The 15,816-nt window shown below is 63.0% G+C and carries 16 protein-coding genes; 6 read left to right on the forward strand and 10 right to left on the reverse strand.

What is annotated here, in order from left to right:
- Window positions 1-33: 33 nt before the first annotated feature.
- From C4J88_RS02945 to C4J88_RS02965, 5 genes are all read right to left on the reverse strand, one after another.
- On the reverse strand, window positions 34-423 hold the full coding sequence (locus tag C4J88_RS02945) for a DUF2946 domain-containing protein (RefSeq protein ID WP_124406175.1): 390 nt from the start codon (window positions 421-423) through the stop codon (window positions 34-36).
- Between the two features lie 10 nt (window positions 424-433).
- On the reverse strand, window positions 434-916 hold the full coding sequence (locus C4J88_RS02950) for a copper chaperone PCu(A)C (RefSeq protein WP_124406176.1): 483 nt from the start codon (window positions 914-916) through the stop codon (window positions 434-436).
- A gap of 47 nt (window positions 917-963) precedes the next feature.
- Window positions 964-1,359 (reverse strand): DUF2946 domain-containing protein, encoded by a 396-nt coding sequence (locus C4J88_RS02955; RefSeq protein ID WP_124406177.1) that lies wholly within the window; start codon window positions 1,357-1,359, stop codon window positions 964-966.
- Between the two features lie 393 nt (window positions 1,360-1,752).
- The gene (locus C4J88_RS02960; RefSeq protein WP_124365671.1) at window positions 1,753-2,076 is read right to left on the reverse strand and encodes a DNA-binding protein; all 324 of its coding nucleotides are present in this window, start codon (window positions 2,074-2,076) and stop codon (window positions 1,753-1,755) included.
- 5 nt (window positions 2,077-2,081) lie between these two features.
- The gene (locus C4J88_RS02965) at window positions 2,082-2,414 is read right to left on the reverse strand and encodes a type II toxin-antitoxin system RelE/ParE family toxin (protein WP_124406178.1); all 333 of its coding nucleotides are present in this window, start codon (window positions 2,412-2,414) and stop codon (window positions 2,082-2,084) included.
- Between the two features lie 668 nt (window positions 2,415-3,082).
- Here C4J88_RS02965 and C4J88_RS02980 point away from each other — a divergent pair.
- A complete protein-coding gene (locus C4J88_RS02980; protein WP_124365673.1) occupies window positions 3,083-3,334 on the forward strand; it encodes a DUF6124 family protein in 252 nt (83 codons plus the stop codon).
- A 116-nt stretch (window positions 3,335-3,450) separates the two neighbouring features.
- Here C4J88_RS02980 and C4J88_RS02985 read toward each other — a convergent pair whose 3' ends face one another.
- Both C4J88_RS02985 and cbiE read right to left on the reverse strand, forming a co-directional pair.
- A complete protein-coding gene (locus C4J88_RS02985) occupies window positions 3,451-4,170 on the reverse strand; it encodes a cobalt-precorrin-6A reductase (protein ID WP_124406179.1) in 720 nt (239 codons plus the stop codon).
- On the reverse strand, window positions 4,167-5,372 hold the full coding sequence (cbiE, locus tag C4J88_RS02990) for a precorrin-6y C5,15-methyltransferase (decarboxylating) subunit CbiE (RefSeq protein ID WP_124406180.1): 1,206 nt from the start codon (window positions 5,370-5,372) through the stop codon (window positions 4,167-4,169). Before cbiE ends, C4J88_RS02985 begins: the two co-directional genes overlap by 4 nt.
- Before the next feature lie 38 nt (window positions 5,373-5,410).
- Here cbiE and cobG point away from each other — a divergent pair, with 38 nt between their 5' ends.
- The 5 genes from cobG (at window position 5,411) to C4J88_RS03015 (ending at window position 10,761) form a co-directional block, all read left to right on the forward strand.
- Window positions 5,411-6,757 carry a precorrin-3B synthase gene (gene cobG / locus C4J88_RS02995; RefSeq protein ID WP_124406181.1) on the forward strand — a complete coding sequence of 449 codons (1,347 nt, stop codon included), beginning with the start codon at window positions 5,411-5,413 and terminating at the stop codon, window positions 6,755-6,757.
- The gene (locus C4J88_RS03000; RefSeq protein WP_124361086.1) at window positions 6,750-7,376 is read left to right on the forward strand and encodes a precorrin-8X methylmutase; all 627 of its coding nucleotides are present in this window, start codon (window positions 6,750-6,752) and stop codon (window positions 7,374-7,376) included. The genes cobG and C4J88_RS03000 overlap by 8 nt, the downstream gene beginning before the upstream one ends.
- A complete protein-coding gene (locus C4J88_RS03005) occupies window positions 7,376-8,107 on the forward strand; it encodes a precorrin-2 C(20)-methyltransferase (RefSeq protein ID WP_124406182.1) in 732 nt (243 codons plus the stop codon). The genes C4J88_RS03000 and C4J88_RS03005 overlap by 1 nt, the downstream gene beginning before the upstream one ends.
- Window positions 8,107-9,744, forward strand: a complete 1,638-nt coding sequence (gene cobJ, locus C4J88_RS03010) for a precorrin-3B C(17)-methyltransferase (RefSeq protein WP_124406183.1) — start codon at window positions 8,107-8,109, stop codon at window positions 9,742-9,744. The genes C4J88_RS03005 and cobJ overlap by 1 nt, the downstream gene beginning before the upstream one ends.
- A 237-nt stretch (window positions 9,745-9,981) precedes the next feature.
- A complete protein-coding gene (locus C4J88_RS03015) occupies window positions 9,982-10,761 on the forward strand; it encodes a hypothetical protein (protein WP_124365679.1) in 780 nt (259 codons plus the stop codon).
- On the opposite strand, the gene C4J88_RS03020 is transcribed toward C4J88_RS03015, so the two are convergent.
- The 3 genes from C4J88_RS03020 to purD all read right to left on the reverse strand — a co-directional run bounded on the left by C4J88_RS03020 (window position 10,758) and on the right by purD (window position 15,733).
- A complete protein-coding gene (locus C4J88_RS03020) occupies window positions 10,758-11,354 on the reverse strand; it encodes a MarC family protein (RefSeq protein ID WP_065883442.1) in 597 nt (198 codons plus the stop codon). The two genes, C4J88_RS03015 and C4J88_RS03020, sit on opposite strands and share 4 nt — an antisense overlap.
- A 214-nt stretch (window positions 11,355-11,568) precedes the next feature.
- Window positions 11,569-14,340: a hybrid sensor histidine kinase/response regulator gene (locus C4J88_RS03025; RefSeq protein ID WP_124369433.1), complete on the reverse strand. Its 2,772-nt coding sequence runs from the start codon at window positions 14,338-14,340 to the stop codon at window positions 11,569-11,571.
- A 100-nt stretch (window positions 14,341-14,440) separates the two neighbouring features.
- The gene (gene purD, locus C4J88_RS03030) at window positions 14,441-15,733 is read right to left on the reverse strand and encodes a phosphoribosylamine--glycine ligase (RefSeq protein WP_124406184.1); all 1,293 of its coding nucleotides are present in this window, start codon (window positions 15,731-15,733) and stop codon (window positions 14,441-14,443) included.
- Between the last annotated feature and the right edge of the window lie 83 nt (window positions 15,734-15,816).

The raw sequence follows: 15,816 nt of genomic DNA on the forward strand, positions 1-15,816 counted from the left end.
AGTCGGCCGGTGTGAAGTAGCGCGATGTGGGGCTTACGAGGCGATGGGCGGCGCACGACTGCGGGCGCCGGGGAAGATGCTTTGCCGGGCATGGCCCAGGCGCGGGGCGGGGGGAAGGGCGTTGGCGGGCGGCGGGGCGTCGAGGGCAATGAAGGACACGCCGCCGGGCAGGGCCGGGCAACTGAAGAGCAGGCTGCAATAGCCGCACTTTTCCCAGAGTACGTGGTGCTCGTCGGGGGCCTTGGTGGGCTTGGGCTCGCCATGGCAGCTCGGCATGTCCATCGACATACCGGCGTGATGATCCATCGGCATCGCTTGGGAAATCAGCGGGCCGATAAAGATCATCAGCATGGCGAACAGGCTGATCCAACTGCCACGCATCAAGCGCGGGCGTGGAGACAACCTGGCGCGAGAGGCGCCCATCGACGTCAGCCTATTGGGCGTGCTGGTGCGCGTGGGCGGCCATAGGCGGCGTTTTCTGAACCGATACGTTCACGTCGACCTTGCCGGCCTTTTCAAAGGTCAGGGTCAGCGGGAACTGCTTGCCGTCGGCCAACAGGCTGCGGTCTTTGAGGCCCAGCAGCATGACGTGGTAAGCCATCGGCGCGAAGGTCAGCTCGCCCTTGGCCGGCACGGCGACGCTGGGCACTTGGCGCATCTTCATCAGGTCGCCTTGCATCACATGTTCGTGCAACTCGGCTTTTTCGGCGACGCTGGTTTCGACACCGAGCAGGCGATCCGGGGAAGCGCCGCTGTTATGAATCACGAAGTACGCCGCAACGGTGGGCGCATTCGGCGGTAATTCCTGGGACCAGGGATCGCTGACCAACAGGTCGCCGACCTTGTAGTTCTCGGCATTGGCGGCACTGAACACCGGCAGCAGCAACGCCGCCAGAAGCAGGGAAGATTTGAGCATGGCAGTTCTCCAGAACAGTTCTAAACGCAGTTCACTTGCGAAGAAGATCAGACCGTTGGAGAGGCTCGGGGGTTGAGGCTCGGCCATTGCTGGCGTGGCGTGGGGTTTTGCAGTGCAGGCGCCGGCAGGCTGCGCAGGGCTTCGAACCGTGTGACATACAGCTGCGGCACATGCCCCGGCAACGCCACCCACGATGCCGAACCTGAGCAACACCAGCAATGCTGCATGGTGGAATGATCGTCCTGCTGCGGCGCCGGAATCTCCAGCGTGCCCAGGGCGAGCGTCTTCAGACTGGCGCCGTTGGACGAACAGAAACTGCCCCACATCAACCGCTTGACCGGGTCATCCGCCTGCTGCATCGCACCGGCCAGCGGCATGGCAAACGCATTGAACAGCACTGCAAGGCAGGCGATCCAGGCAATTGCAAAGCGTTGACGGGCCATGGCGGATAATCCGTAGGGTTAAACGATCAGGCGGGTATTTAGCCTGATCGGGGGGATAAGTAAAAAGGGGCGGTGTGGTTTGGTGTCGCAGTGCTGGGTTTGAGGATAGACGGGGAATCGAGGGAGTGCCGATCAACAAGGCCACACAGGCTCAATGTGGGAGGGGGGTTACCCCGATAGCTGAGTGTCAGTCAGCCCATGTATGGCTGACACGTACCCATCGGGGCAAGCCCCCTCCCACATTTGGATTCGATTGTTCCCACGCTCTGCGTGGGAATGCAGCCCAGGACGCTCTGCGTCTGCTCTAGTAATTGTGACGCGGAGCGTCACGGGATGCGTTGCCACGCGGAGCGTGGGAACGATCAAGTCACGTTGGACGTTTGGTATCGCGAATTATGCAATAGGAACTCCGTGGACCTGCATATCGACACCTAAGGCTTTTCTAATCACTGCAAAAATCGCCGCGAGGTTATCCATACTAGGATTGCCACCGGCTGACAGCATCCGGTGCAGGCTTTTACTCGGTTTGGCGGTTTCTTTCGCCAGGCCTTCAAAGCCCACTGTGGCGTTGACCAAATCACGTAGAATCACGCGCGAAATTTCCGGCTCACCATTGAGAAACAGCGTAGCGGCCTCATCAAGGAGCGCTTGGGCAAATTCAGGGTCGCGCTGAGCACGTTCGGCGATGGTGTGTTTGTAGCTGCGGGTAAGCGCCATGTTGGTTACCTCTTTTGTTTCAATTTCTTGCCACGCTGATGCTCATTGATCAGCGAATTTACGACTTTGATATCGCGTTTTTGACTGGACTTGTCGCCACCACCGAACAGGATGATTAATCGGTGGCCTTCTTGTATCAGATAGATTCGCAGGCCTGGTCCCCAATCGATGCGGTATTCGCCTAGCCCATCGAACCACTTGATGTTGCTGGTGTTGCCCGTTTCAAGTCGAACCAAAGCGGTTGAAACTCGAGCTGCCGCTGGGACACTCAAAGATGAAAACCACTCATCGAACGGACTGGATTCGTTAGCGCGTCGGTATTCTTCAATCTCAATCATTAGCCGTCCTGAAGGTAACAAATAGGTTACTGATCAAGCAAGCGAGCGATCCTGACTTATCAAATGAAATTTGCCAACGAGCTGAGTGTTTCTTCAGGCGACAGGAGTTTTTTGTCTACTTGAGCCAATATCGGCCGGCGTCCGTTTCTCAAGTTGTGACGCGGAGCGTCAAGGAGTGCGTTACCACGCGGAGCGTGGGAACGATCAAGAGTGAGACCTGACCAGAAACGTCCGACAACTCTTTGAGGTTTCGATCGTTCCCACGCTCTGCGTGGGAATGCCGCCCAGGACGCTCTGCGTCTGCTCTAGAGGTTGTGACGCGGAGCGTCACGGGATGCGTTGCCACGCGGAGCGTGGGAACGATCAAACAGAAATCTCCGACAACTCTTTGAGGTTGCCGGTAGGAAACTCAATCTCTAGTCTCCGTACACCGCTGCAAACTCAGCGGTCGGGCGTCGCGGCCCGGATTTCTATGGACGCTGAGCGTCATCGTCTGCTTTCAGTTGGCGCTTTTTTATCGTCTACTGTGCAGCGCTATGGCGGCTGCGCGCGGGATACCTTCGGGTATGCCGGGTTTCCTTAGGACCGGTCCGCGAACCTGCGTACAGCTGCCACCCCATCGCGTCGCGGCGATCAATGGCAGCTCCACTTTCCTAAGGAGCTTCACAATGATCAAACCCACCCCCAATCCCCCCATCCGGCTGTTCACCGTAGCCGATGGAGTCAGCACCGAAGACCTGCTGGTCAACCTCAGCGAAACACTCGCCTCGGCCAATGCGCTGAGTTGCGACATTGCCTTTGACCTGGAAGGATCGAAAAGAGAGGAATTGCTGGGCGTCGCGCAGTTGATTGAGCTTGCGCAGTTGTTAGCCGAACGAGCTCATGATGGTGTCGGGCAGGCCATAGTGGCAGGCAACTGACAACTCGGCGTAAATGTGGGGGGGGCTTGCCCCCGATGCAGTGGATCAGCCAATAAGACATTGACTGACACGCCGCAATCGGGGGCGGGCCCCCTCCCACATTGGACCGGTGTTGTTCAGTGAGCGTGAATGGCCTCCAAGGCCGCTGCCACTGTGGTGAATTCCCGATCCACCGCCGCCAACACCGGCCGCTTCAACACCAACACCGGCACCCCCCGTTCCCGCGCCACTTCCAGCTTCGGCTCGGTGGCTGTGCTGCCACTGTTCTTGCTGATCAGCACATCAATCCCGCATCGTTCAAACAACGCGCGTTCTTCTTCGATGAGGAACGGCCCACGCGCGCCAATCACTTCACAGCGATCATTGCCGGGATACACATCCAGCGCGCGCAGCGTCCAGAATTGGTTGGCGGGGATTTCGTCGAGGTGCTGCAACGGTTCGCGACCCAAGGTGAAGAGGGGACGATTGAACGGTTTGAGTGCTTCGATCAGCTCGGCCCAATCACTGATCTCACGCCAATCGTCACCGGCCTGCGGCTGCCATGCCGGTCGGCGCAACGCCCAGCAGGGCACACCGCACAACTGCGCCGCCCGCGCCGCGTTCTGGCTGATCTGCGCCGCATATGGATGGGTCGCGTCGAGGATCAGGCTGATCCCCGCATCCCGAACAAACTGCGCCAGGCCCTCAGCGCCACCGTAACCGCCGACCCGTACCTGGCAGGTGAGATCGGTCGGCACACGTCCCACGCCCGCCAGGCTGTAGATATGCTGCGGCCCTAACGTCCGCGCGATGGCCAGCGCTTCGGTCACGCCGCCCAGCAGCAGAATCCGTTTCATAGCGGCTTGACCACTTCCAGCAAGGTGATCGGCAATGCCTGGCGCCAGGTATCGAACTCTCCCAGCGGCTGGGCCTGGGCCACATGGATGCGCGTCAGTTCGCCGCCGTGCTCGGCGCGCCAGTTCATCAGGGTCATTTCGCTTTGCAGGGTTACGGCGTTGGCGACGAGTCGACCGCCGGGGCGCAGCTGTTGCCAACAGCTGTCGAGCACGCCGTCGCGGGTGACGCCGCCGCCGATGAAGATGGCGTCGGGTGTCGGCAGGCCATGCAGGGCGTCCGGGGCGGTGCCGCGTACCAGGTGCAGGCCGGGCACGCCGAGGGCGTCGCGATTGTGTTCGATCAAGTCTTGGCGGCCTGCGTCGGCTTCAATCGCCAGTGCGCGGCAACTGGGATGAGTGCGCATCCATTCGATACCGATGGAACCGCTGCCCGCGCCCACATCCCACAGCAGCTCGCCAGGCATGGGGGCCAGGCGCGCGAGGGTCATGGCGCGCACATCGCGCTTGGTCAGTTGGCCGTCGTGCTTAAAGGCGCTATCCGGCAGGCCTGCCAGGCGCGACAGGCGTGGCGTGTCGGGCGAGGCCAGGCACTCGATGGCGACCAGGTTCAGATCGGCGGCCGAGTGGTGCTGCCAATCCTCGGCCAGGCCGTCGATACGTCGCTCATTCGCCCCGCCCAAGTGTTCAAACACGCTCAATCGGCTCGGCCCGAACCCGGCCTCGGTCAACACAGCCGCGATCAACGCAGGGCTGCCACCGTCATTACTCAGCACTAACAAGCGCACACCGCTGGCCAGATGCGCGTTGATTGCCGCGACGGGCCGCGCCACCACGGATAACGTCACCACGTCCTGTAACGGCCAGCCCAAACGCGCGGCTGCAAGGGATACCGACGACGGCGCGGGCACAATCAGCAACTCTTGCGCCGCAATCTGTCGCGCCAGACTTGCGCCCACGCCATAGAACATCGGATCGCCACTGGCCAATACGCACACCGGTTCACCGCGCCGCGCCAGTACCGGTTCCAGGGAGAACGGGCTCGGCCACAACTCGCGCTCACCGCGAATGCACACCGGCAACAGGTCCAACTGGCGCTGCGCCCCTATAATCCGCGTGGCGCGCAACAAGGCGTGCCGGGCGTTTCTGCCCAGGCCCTTGAAGCCGTCTTCACCGATGCCTACTACCGTCAGCCAGGGCGACATATCAATTCCTTGAACGACATCCGACGGGCAGGCTTTTCATGCCGTCGGACAAAGCAGGCATAATACCGCGCCTTTACCCGTCAACCGGAAGCCCCGTGAAGCCAACGCCCGCTCTGAATACCTTGCGCCCCTCGGCTTGTCCGGGGTTGTTGCGCATCGTCCAGGCGCTGGACGGCGGTATTTGTCGGATCAAACTGGCCGGTGGCTCGATCACCGCGGCCCAGGCCAACGCCGTGGCGGACGCTGCCCAGGCGTACGCGGGCGGGGTGATCGAGGCGACCAACCGCGCCAACCTGCAGATTCGCGGGATCGGCGCCGAGCCGGAGGCCTTGATCGCGATGTTGCTGGCGGCAGGCCTCGGCCCGAGCAATGCGGGCGGTGATGACGTGCGCAACCTGATGCTCAGCCCCAGCGCCGGCATCGACCCGCAGATGCTGCTCGACACGCGCCCACTGGCCGGGCAGATCCTCGCCACCCTGGAAAACCATCCACGCTTTCATGAGCTGTCGGCCAAATTCGCCGTGCAGCTGGATGGCTTCGAGGCCTTGGCGATGCTCGAACATCATCACGATCTGTGGCTGTCGGCCTTCGAACAGGCGGGTGAAACCCTGCTCGCGTTCGGCCTGGCCGGCTGTCCTGGCCTGAATGCACCGTTGGCCGCTGTGCGCTTGGACCAGGGCCATGCGCTGGTGGTGGCCGTGCTCGACGCCTTTCTCGACCTGGCCACGCCGGAACAAACGCGCATGCGCCAGTTGGTTGTGGATAACTTACTGAGCCGCCTGAGCCTGCCGCTACTGCCTGCGGATGGCTTCAACCGCCCGGCCAGCGGCGCTTCAGGCCATCCGGGCAGTTATCCACAGCGCCAGCAAGGCCGGTTCTATGTCACCGCCGCCGCGCCATTGGGCCGCCTGGATTCGGCGATGCTCAAGGGCGCTGCACAGCTGACCTGCGCGTATGGCGACGGCACCTTGCGGTTCACTCCTTGGCAGGGCGTGCTGCTGCCTAACCTCACACAGCCAGGCGTGGTGACCGAGCAGTTGGCGCAACTGGGCTTTCTCTGCGCAGCCGACCAACCCCTGGCGCGCATGATCGCCTGCACCGGTTCCAGCGGCTGCGGCAAAGGCTTGTCGGATACCAAGGCCGACGCCGTGCAATTGGCCGCCCTGCAACCGGGTCACGACGTTCACCTGTCCGGCTGCCCGCGCTCCTGCGCCGCCGCACACACCGCGCCGGTCACCTTGCTGGCGGTGAGCCCCGGCCACTACGACCTCTATTTTCGCGACGCTGCTCATCCAGGTTTTGGCCGGCTGCACGCGCGCACTCTTTCTATTGACGCGGCGGGCGCCTTGCTGCGCGCTCGCCCACGGAGCAACACCGATGATTGATTACATCCGCGACGGTCAGGAGATCTATCGCAACTCCTTCGCCATTATTCGCGCGGAGGCCAACCTGGCGCGTATCCCGGCGGACCTGGAGAAACTCGCGGTGCGGGTGATTCATGCATGCGGCATGGTCGAGGCCATCGACGGCCTGCAATTTTCCGACGGCGCAGGCAAGGCCGGGCGCGACGCGCTCGCGGCGGGCGCACCGATTTTATGCGATGCGCGGATGGTCTCCGAAGGCGTGACCCGTGCGCGCCTGCCGGCCAACAACAAGGTGATCTGCACCCTGCGTGACGACAGCGTGCCAGAGCTGGCGCGCGAGCTTGGCAACACACGCTCCGCCGCTGCCCTGGAACTCTGGCGCCCGCATTTGGCCGGCAGCGTGGTGGTGATCGGCAACGCGCCGACCGCCTTGTTCTACCTGTTGGAAATGCTCGACGCCGGCGCGCCGAAACCGGCGTTGATCCTGGGTTTTCCGGTGGGTTTTGTTGGTGCCGCCGAATCCAAGGCGATGCTCGCCGCCGATAGCCGTGGCGTGCCGTTCGTGATCATGCAGGGCCGCCTGGGTGGCAGCGCCATGGCCGCCGCCGCCGTCAATGCGCTCGCCACGGAGGTTGAATAATGCCTGCACGCGGACGTCTGATCGGCCTGGGCGTAGGGCCCGGTGACCCGGAACTGATCACCCTCAAGGCGCTGCGCCTGCTGCGCGAATCGCCGGTGGTGGCGTACTTCGTGGCCAAGGGCAAGAAGGGCAATGCCTTCGGCATCATCGAAGACCACCTGGTGCCCCAGCAAACCCTGATGCCGCTGGTGTACCCGGTGACCACCGAGGCGCTGCCGGCGCCGCTGTCCTATGAGCAAGTGATCAGCGATTTCTACGACACGGCCAGTGTCGCTGTGGCCGCGCACCTGGATGCCGGCCGCGATGTGGCGGTGATCTGCGAAGGCGACCCGTTCTTCTACGGCTCTTATATGTACCTGCACGACCGCCTCGCCGAACGCTATGAGGCGCAGGTCATCCCGGGCGTGTGTTCGATGCTGGGCGGTGCTTCGGTATTGGGCGCGCCGCTGGTGTATCGCAATCAGAGCCTGTCGGTGCTCTCTGGCGTGTTGCCCCACGATGACCTCAAGCGCCGACTGGCGGACGCGGATGCGGCGGTGATCATGAAGCTGGGGCGCAACTTTCCCAAGGTGCGCCAGGTATTGGAAGAACTCGGTCTGGCCGCGCGCGCGCTGTATGTGGAGCGAGCCACCATGGCCAATCAGAAAATCGTGCCGCTGGATCAGGTGGAGCCGATGTCGTCGCCGTATTTCTCGTTGATCATCGTACCCGGTGAACGGTGGCAAGGTTGATGAGCCCGGCGATTGTCATTCTGGGCCAGGGCAGCCTGGCGACCGCGCGCAGGATCCAGCAGCTTTACCCGGCTGCGCTGATCCATGGCCTGGACGGTCGGGTTGAGGGTGCAGACCAACGCTACAGCGAATTCGGCGCCACCCTGCGCCAGCTCTACCAGCAGGGCACGCCGCTGATTGCGCTGTGCGCCGCCGGCATCGTGATCCGCACCCTCGCGCCACTCTTGCTCGAAAAAGGCGAGGAGCCGGCCGTGCTGGCCGTCGCCGAAGACGGCAGCGCCGTGGTGCCGCTGCTGGGCGGCCTGGGCGGCGTGAATGTGATGGCGCGGGAGATTGCCGCCGCATTGGGCGTGGCAGCGGCGATCACCACCAGCGGCGAATTGCGGTTCGGCACCTGCCTGCTCAACCCGCCAACGGGCTATGCGTTGGCGGACCTGGAGCTGGGCAAGCGCTTTGTCTCGGACCTGCTGGCCGGTGAAAGCGTGCGCATCGAAGGCGCGGCGCCCTGGCTGGAGCAGGCCAATTTGCCGCAGGACCCGAGGGCACGCCTGGCGATTCATGTGGGCAGTGCCGAGCGTACGCCTGCCGCCAACGAATTGCTGATCTACCCGAAGACGGTCTGCGTCACCTGCAAGCCGGGTGCGCACCTGGCGGCACGTGTGCGCACGGCCTTGCATGAGGCGGGCGTTGCCGTGCAAGCGTTGGCGTGCCTGCTGGCGAGCGACACGCAGATGGCCGAAGCCTCGTTGCATGAGGCGGCGTTGGAGTTGGGTGTGCCGCTGCGCTTTGCCAAGCTTGAGCCGCACGCGGACATCACCCTCAGCGTGGCCGAGCAGCCGGTGGATGTGTCACAGGTAGGCCGCCCGCGTGGCCGTCTCGCCGTGATCGGCCTTGGCCCTGGCGCCGCTGACTTGATGGTGCCGGCCGTCAAGGCCGAGTTGGCGCGCTGCACCGATGTGCTGGGCTACGAAACCTACGTGCGCATGGCCGGGCCGTTCCGTGACGACCAGGTGCAGCACTGCACGGACAACCGCGAAGAAATGCAGCGCGCACGTCACGCCTTCGAGCTGGCCGCCCAAGGGCGCTCGGTGGTGGTGGTGTCGTCCGGCGACCCCGGTGTATTCGCCATGGCCGCTGCGGTGATCGAGGCGTTGCATGAGTCCAGCGACCCCGCCTGGCATCAGGTCGAGCTGCAAATCCTGCCTGGTGTCTCGGCTTCCCTGGCCACCGCTGCCCAGGCGGGCGCGCCGCTGGGGCATGATTTCTGTGTGATGTCGCTGTCGGATAACCTCAAGCCCTGGTCGATCATCGAAAAGCGTCTGGACCTCGCGTCCCAGGCCGACCTGGCGCTGGCGTTCTACAACCCGATTTCCCGTGCGCGTCCGTGGCAACTGGGGCGCGCGCTGGAGATCGTCGCGCAGCACCGCACGCCTGAAACACCGGTGGTACTGGGCCGTGATATCGGTCGCCCCGGCCAGACGCTGCGCGTCACCACGTTGGGCCAGCTCACCCCGGACGAAGTGGATATGCGCACCATGGTGCTGGTCGGCTCGTCCACCACCTGCACCTTTGCGCGTGCCGGCGGCGGGGAATGGGTGTACACACCGCGCTGGTACGGCGGTAAACCCGCCTCCTGAAAACACCTCGGCGGTGGTCCGAAAGCTCCGAATGACTCGAGGATTTTCCTGTAGTCGTCCGGGGCTTTTTCTTTTTTTCACGACGAAACCATGAAGCCCTTCGTGCATGCCGCGCTATTGCTGGACGGCGCGCTTGGCCGAGCCGCGCCAAGGGATGTTTGTCGTCTGGAAAGCCCGCCGGTCAGTGGACTAGTGTGGTTACAAGCCCCGAGTCGGGGTGTACGTGGAGAATTGGAAATGGAGCGACATCACAGAAGGATCAACAGTACCAAAAGGCGCAAGTTGATTGCCGCCTACAAATTGCCGGGTGCGCCAGCTACGCACGCGGCTTCACCGCTGGACACCGAAGATGACTGCAATGCGGCGGTGGTCAACAACGGCGTGATTTCTTTCGCCGAGGGGTTGTCCGGGCTTAACCGCGAGTACATTCGCAAAAGCTACCTGTTGGCCAGCAGCTATGTGAGCGATGTATTGAAGGTTCATCGGGGCACCGAGGCCTGGTACGACGAATTTATCAAGGTCATGGTCAGCCTCGGCTGGTTACCGTTGCGCAGCAGTTTTGAGCGAGTCTCACGGGTCGGCGAGGGGCTGACGGTGCAACTGGCCGCACTGAATATCATCGGCGCGATGCTCGCTTCGATGTCGTTGTCGGGGCCGCTGCTCAGCCTGCTGCCGAAACTGGCCGCGGATGCGCTGGAAGCCTTGAAGCAACAGCCGGCGTCGTTCGATTTGTTCAAGCGCAACTGCAGCGTGCACCAGGGCGGTGACTTTGGCGTGGCGTCCTGCGCGCAAACCAATGGCGAAGTGATGATGGTGCTGGTGACCTACAGCAGCCATGGCGTGAGTAAACAGGTGGGTTTGCCGTTCCTTGAATGGGACAGCTCATCGTTCGAGGCCTTCAGCGGGCAGACCTGCCTGGTGCTGAATACCTCGGTGGTCAACGAAAAGACCCTTCAATTGATGCGTGACAGCGCGGGCGACAAGGTGCAGTCGGCCATTGCCAAATACCGGATCTAGGTCACCAGATAACCGCGCACCCCGGTAAAGATAATTTGCGCGGCCAGGGCACACACGAACAACCCCATCAACCGGCTGACAATCTGCAAGCCCTGGTCGCCGAGAATTCGTTCGATCCGATTGGACAGGTACAGCACCACGCCCACGGTAAGGCTGGCCAGGGCGATGCTGAGGATGGCGGTGAGCTTGTCGTCCCAGTGGGGCTGGCTTACCCCCATCACCAGCAGCGCGCCGATGGTGCCGGGGCCGACCGTCAGCGGGATGGTCAGCGGTACGATGGTCACGTCCTGCTGCACGTTATCGGTCTGCACCGCCGACTTGCCCTGGGCCATGCCCAGGGCGGAGATAAACAGCACGCTGCCGGCACCGATGCGGAAGGCATCCACAGTGATACCGAACACACTGAAAATCACCCGGCCGAACAGGTACAGCAGCACGCTCGATACCAGCGTCGCCAGCGCGACTTTCCACGCCAGGCGCCGCCGCTCCTTGCTGGAATAACCACGGGTCAGGCTGATAAAGCAGGACAGCACAAAGAACGGGCTATAGAGCACCAGCATCTTCAGGTAAACGCTGAACAACACATGGAGCATGAGGGGCGGCTCGCGGGTGGTGGAAGTGTGGAGGAGTCTATCAGGCGCCAGAGATCAAATGTGGGAGGGGGCTGATCGTTCCCACGCGCTGATCGTTCCCACGCTCCGCGTGGGAATGCATCCGGTGACGCTCCGCGTCACGCCAGGCGCAAGACGCGGAGCGTCCCAGGCGGCGTTTCCACGCGGAGCGTGGGAACGATCAGTCAACGATCAGTCAGGAGGGGGCGTGCTCTGGCCGTTGTTGGCGCTGCGCCACCCAGAATTCCACCAGCTCGCGCAACTGCGACAGTTCCACCGGCTTGGCCATATGCCCATCCATCCCGGCCTGGCGCGCACGTTCCTTGTGTTCCGAAAGAATGTGCGCGGTCAGCGCCACCACCGGCGTGCGTACACGTTGGTGGCTGACTTCCCACGCGCGCAGTTGCTGGGTGGCGGAGAAACCATCGAGGATCGGCATTTCACAGTCCATCAATACCAGGTCATAACGCTGGGCTTTCATCGCCTCCAGCGCTTCTTCGCCGTTGCTGGCGGTGTCCGGGTTGAGGTTGAGCTTGCCGAGCATGCCGCGGATCACTTTGGTAGAGATGCTGTTGTCTTCGGCCACCAGGATGCGGAAGTCGCTGGGCACCGTAATCACTGCCGGGGCGGCTGGAGCGGGGCGAGGGTGGGTCACGCCTTTGCTGCGTTGGGCCAGTTCGTCGGCCAGGGTGGTCTTGAGCGTATAGCCGGCCACCGGTTTGGCCAGGATGCGCTTGATCCCGCAGTTGCGCGCGATGATCTTGCTCGGTGCGTTGCTGATGCCCGTGAGCATGATCAGCAGGATATCGTGGTTCAGGCTCGGGTCTTCCTTGATCTTCGCCGCCAGCTGCATGCCGGTCATGCCGGGCATGTTCTGGTCCAGCAGCACCACGTCGAAGTAATCGCGCAGGTGCGCCTTGGTACGCAGCAGGGCCAGGGCCTCTTTGCCGGAAGCCACGGCGCTGACGTTCAGGCCCCAGGCCGAGCATTGCTGCAACAGCACCTTGCGGCAGGTGTCGTTGTCGTCCACCACCAGTACGCGTGCGTCCTTGAGCGGGCCGTCGAGATCGGAGGTCGGATGCTCGAGGCGTTCCGGGTCCAGCGGCAGGGTCAGCCACAGCGTGCTGCCTTGGTGACTGCCGCTCTTGATACCGAACTCGCCGTTCATCAACAGGATCAACTGACGTGCGATAACCAGGCCCAGGTGGCCGCTCAAGCGTGTCGCCGAGAGGAAGTTCTTGCTGTGCAGTTCGCTGTGCAGCAGGGCGTCGCGTTCGGCGGCTTCCATCGGCACGCCGCTGTCTTGTACCGCGATGCGCAGGCGTGGCTGGGTGCTGCGTTCGTCGAGGGCCACGACGATCAGCACTTCGCCCTCGTCGGTTTTGTGCAGGGCGTTTTCCAGCAGGCTCAGCAACGCCTGGCGCAGGCGTGTCGGATCACCGCTGATCACGCGCGGCACCTGGGGCTGGATGAAACTGATCAGCTCGACATTCTGCTGCTCGGCCTTGGCGCGGAAGATGCTCAGGCAGTCGTCGATCAGCGCGTTGAGGTCGAACTGCACATCATCGAGTTCGATCTGTCCCGACTCGAGCTTGGAGATGTCGAGGATTTCGTTGATCAGCGTGAGCAACTCGTTGCCGGCGCTGTGGATGGTCTGCACATAGTCGCGTTGTTTCACCGACAACGGCGTGCCCAGCAGCAACTCAGTCATGCCCAGCACGCCGTTCATGGGGGTGCGGATTTCGTGGCTGATCTTCGCCAGGAATTCGGCCTTGGCGGCAATTTCGGCGTTGCTGGCGGCCAGGTCGCGGCTGAGGCTGAAGCGGGTTTCGACAATGGCGCGCTGGCGCTCGCCGAGGGCCAGGCTCATCAACAGGCCGCTGAGGCAGATAAACGTGAGCAGGGTCACGATCAGGCCTTGCGGCGCCACCAGCGTGAGGCCGAGCAGGGCGGGCAGAATGATCAGCGTGCCGATGTTGAACACCACCATGCCGGCCACGAACAGGCGCGCCGGGCGATAGCCTCTTTGCCAGTGATAGGCCGAGACAAACAGCATGCTCAGGCCGGCCAGCGCGACCAGGGCGTAGGTGATGATATTCAGCGGCAGGGTGTTGACGAACAACAGCAGCAGGCCACACAGCACGATCAACAAGATGTCGGCCATCAACAGTTTGTTCAGCGGGTGTGGGCCCAGGGGCATGAAGAAACGATAGGCAAACATCAGCCCGCAGGGCGCGGTCAGCAGCAGCGCGAGGTAGGCGCCTGGGGTCTGGATCGCATGCCAGTTCGGCAGCCATGGCCCCACCACGTTGAGCAACAGCGCCAGGCTGAGCATCAGCAGCACTTCGCAGGCCGCCAGCCACAGGCTGCTGCGCGAGCGGTGGTAGGCGAAGCGTGTGAGGTTATGCAGGATCAGCATCAGCAGCACGCCGAACAACAGGCCATAGAGCAGCGTCTGGTTCTGGTTGGCGGCGGCCAGTACGGCGGGTTCCAGCGTGATGTAAGGGCGTAGCTCGTGCTCCGACACCAGGCGCAGGTACACCTCGAGCGGGCGCTGGCTCTGCGGCATCGGGAGCATGAAGTCACTGCTCGGCAGCGGGCGCTCGGCCTGGGGCTGGCGCGTGCCGGTGGTCTGCTGTTCCACCAGGGTATCGCCGTCCAACACATACAGGCTCAGGTGCGACAGGTCCGGCGCGAACACCCGCAGCACTTGTTCATGCTTGCCGGGTTGCAGCTTGAAGCGTACCCACAACGCACCGTCTGGCTGCGCGGCGGTAATCCGGTCCAGTTCGATGGGGCTGAATTGATTGGTGTAGCGGGCGGAGCGGATATCGCTCAGTTGCAGGTCGGCCTGCTCATCGAGCAATACTGCCCAACCACTGCCTTGCGCAGCGGCTTGAGCCGGGGCCAGGCAGAGCAAGGTCAGCAGGCTGACTGTAAAAGCTAAGGCGATCCTGAGCCAGCGCAAGGCGAAGTCCCTTCGTAGGTGAATGCACGGGTTAACTATGCGCGGGGGGCATGAGTACGGCAAGGGCCAGAGGCCCTTACCTACCCGAACGGATAGCTACTCAGTTGCTCTCGCCACGTTCACGGGCAATGGCGCGGTAACCGATGTCGGTGCGATAGAAGCAGCCTTTCCAGTCGATTTTCGCGGCCAGTTTGTACGCCTGTTGCTGCGCGGCGTCGACACTGGCGCCCATGGCGGTGGCGCACAGCACGCGGCCACCGGCGGTGACGACCTGGCCGTCCTTCAGCGCAGTGCCAGCATGGAACACCTTGCCTTCCAGAGCTGCCGCCGCCTCCAGGCCCTCGATCACATCGCCCTTGGCGTAATCGGCAGGGTAGCCACCGGCCGCCAGCACGATACCGACGCTCGGGCGTGGGTCCCACTGGGCTTCGACCTTGTCCAGGGCCTGGGCCAGCGCGGCTTCCACCAGCAACACCAGGCTCGACTGCAGGCGCAGCATCACCGGCTGGGTTTCCGGGTCGCCAAAGCGGCAGTTGAACTCGATGACTTTCGGGTTACCGGCTTTGTCGATCATCAGGCCGGCATAGAGGAAGCCGGTGTAGACGTTGCCTTCGTCGGCCATGCCGCGCACGGTCGGCCAGATCACCAGGTCCATGACGCGCTGGTGCACGTCGGCGGTGACCACCGGCGCCGGGGAGTAAGCCCCCATGCCTCCGGTGTTCGGGCCGCTGTCGCCGTTGCCGACGCGCTTGTGGTCCTGGCTGGTGGCCATTGGCAGTACGTTCTTGCCGTCGACCATCACGATGAAGCTGGCTTCTTCGCCGTCGAGGAATTCTTCGATTACCACGCGCGAACCGGCGTCACCAAAGGCATTGCCGGCGAGCATGTCGCGCACGGCGTCCTCGGCTTCCTGCAGGGTCATGGCGACGATCACGCCTTTACCCGCAGCGAGGCCGTCGGCCTTGATCACGATCGGCGCGCCTTTTTCACGCAGGTAAGCCAGGGCCGGCTCGATCTCGGTGAAGTTCTGGTAGTCGGCAGTCGGGATCTTGTGGCGCGCCAGGAAATCCTTGGTGAAAGCTTTCGAACCTTCCAGTTGAGCGGCGCCGGCGGTCGGCCCGAAGCAATCCAGGCCACGGCTGCGAAACAGGTCGACGACGCCGGCCACCAGCGGCACTTCCGGGCCGACGATGGTCAGGGAGACATTGTGCTCGGCGAAATCTGCCAGTTGCTCAAGGGCCAGCACGTCGATAGCGACGTTCTCGCACTTGGCTTCAATGGCGGTACCGGCGTTACCCGGTGCAACGAAAACTTTCTGGACGCGTGGGTCCTGGGCAACTTTCCAGGCCAGGGCGTGTTCACGGCCACCGCTGCCAATGATCAAAACATTCATTTCAAAAACCTCGTTAGCATGATCGTTCCCACGCTCTGCGTGGGAATGCAACACGGGACGCTCCGCGTCCCAAAGCGTGACGC

This window comes from Pseudomonas sp. R4-39-08, from assembly GCF_003852275.1.
Classification (GTDB): domain Bacteria; phylum Pseudomonadota; class Gammaproteobacteria; order Pseudomonadales; family Pseudomonadaceae; genus Aquipseudomonas.

What these genes read in the sequence shown, in the direction of transcription:
- C4J88_RS03020 (WP_065883442.1), bottom strand. Translation starts at nt 11,354, where the DNA reads ATGCTCCATGTGTTGTTCAGCGTTTACCTGAAGATGCTGGTGCTCTAT.
- C4J88_RS03000 (WP_124361086.1), top strand. Translation starts at nt 6,750, where the DNA reads ATGATTGATTACATCCGCGACGGTCAGGAGATCTATCGCAACTCCTTC.
- C4J88_RS02985 (WP_124406179.1), bottom strand. Translation starts at nt 4,170, where the DNA reads ATGAAACGGATTCTGCTGCTGGGCGGCGTGACCGAAGCGCTGGCCATC.
- cbiE (WP_124406180.1), bottom strand. Translation starts at nt 5,372, where the DNA reads ATGTCGCCCTGGCTGACGGTAGTAGGCATCGGTGAAGACGGCTTCAAG.
- cobJ (WP_124406183.1), top strand. Translation starts at nt 8,107, where the DNA reads ATGAGCCCGGCGATTGTCATTCTGGGCCAGGGCAGCCTGGCGACCGCG.
- C4J88_RS03005 (WP_124406182.1), top strand. Translation starts at nt 7,376, where the DNA reads ATGCCTGCACGCGGACGTCTGATCGGCCTGGGCGTAGGGCCCGGTGAC.
- C4J88_RS02960 (WP_124365671.1), bottom strand. Translation starts at nt 2,076, where the DNA reads ATGGCGCTTACCCGCAGCTACAAACACACCATCGCCGAACGTGCTCAG.
- C4J88_RS03015 (WP_124365679.1), top strand. Translation starts at nt 9,982, where the DNA reads ATGGAGCGACATCACAGAAGGATCAACAGTACCAAAAGGCGCAAGTTG.
- C4J88_RS02950 (WP_124406176.1), bottom strand. Translation starts at nt 916, where the DNA reads ATGCTCAAATCTTCCCTGCTTCTGGCGGCGTTGCTGCTGCCGGTGTTC.
- C4J88_RS02965 (WP_124406178.1), bottom strand. Translation starts at nt 2,414, where the DNA reads ATGATTGAGATTGAAGAATACCGACGCGCTAACGAATCCAGTCCGTTC.
- purD (WP_124406184.1), bottom strand. Translation starts at nt 15,733, where the DNA reads ATGAATGTTTTGATCATTGGCAGCGGTGGCCGTGAACACGCCCTGGCC.
- C4J88_RS02945 (WP_124406175.1), bottom strand. Translation starts at nt 423, where the DNA reads ATGGGCGCCTCTCGCGCCAGGTTGTCTCCACGCCCGCGCTTGATGCGT.
- C4J88_RS02980 (WP_124365673.1), top strand. Translation starts at nt 3,083, where the DNA reads ATGATCAAACCCACCCCCAATCCCCCCATCCGGCTGTTCACCGTAGCC.
- cobG (WP_124406181.1), top strand. Translation starts at nt 5,411, where the DNA reads ATGCCGTCGGACAAAGCAGGCATAATACCGCGCCTTTACCCGTCAACC.
- C4J88_RS02955 (WP_124406177.1), bottom strand. Translation starts at nt 1,359, where the DNA reads ATGGCCCGTCAACGCTTTGCAATTGCCTGGATCGCCTGCCTTGCAGTG.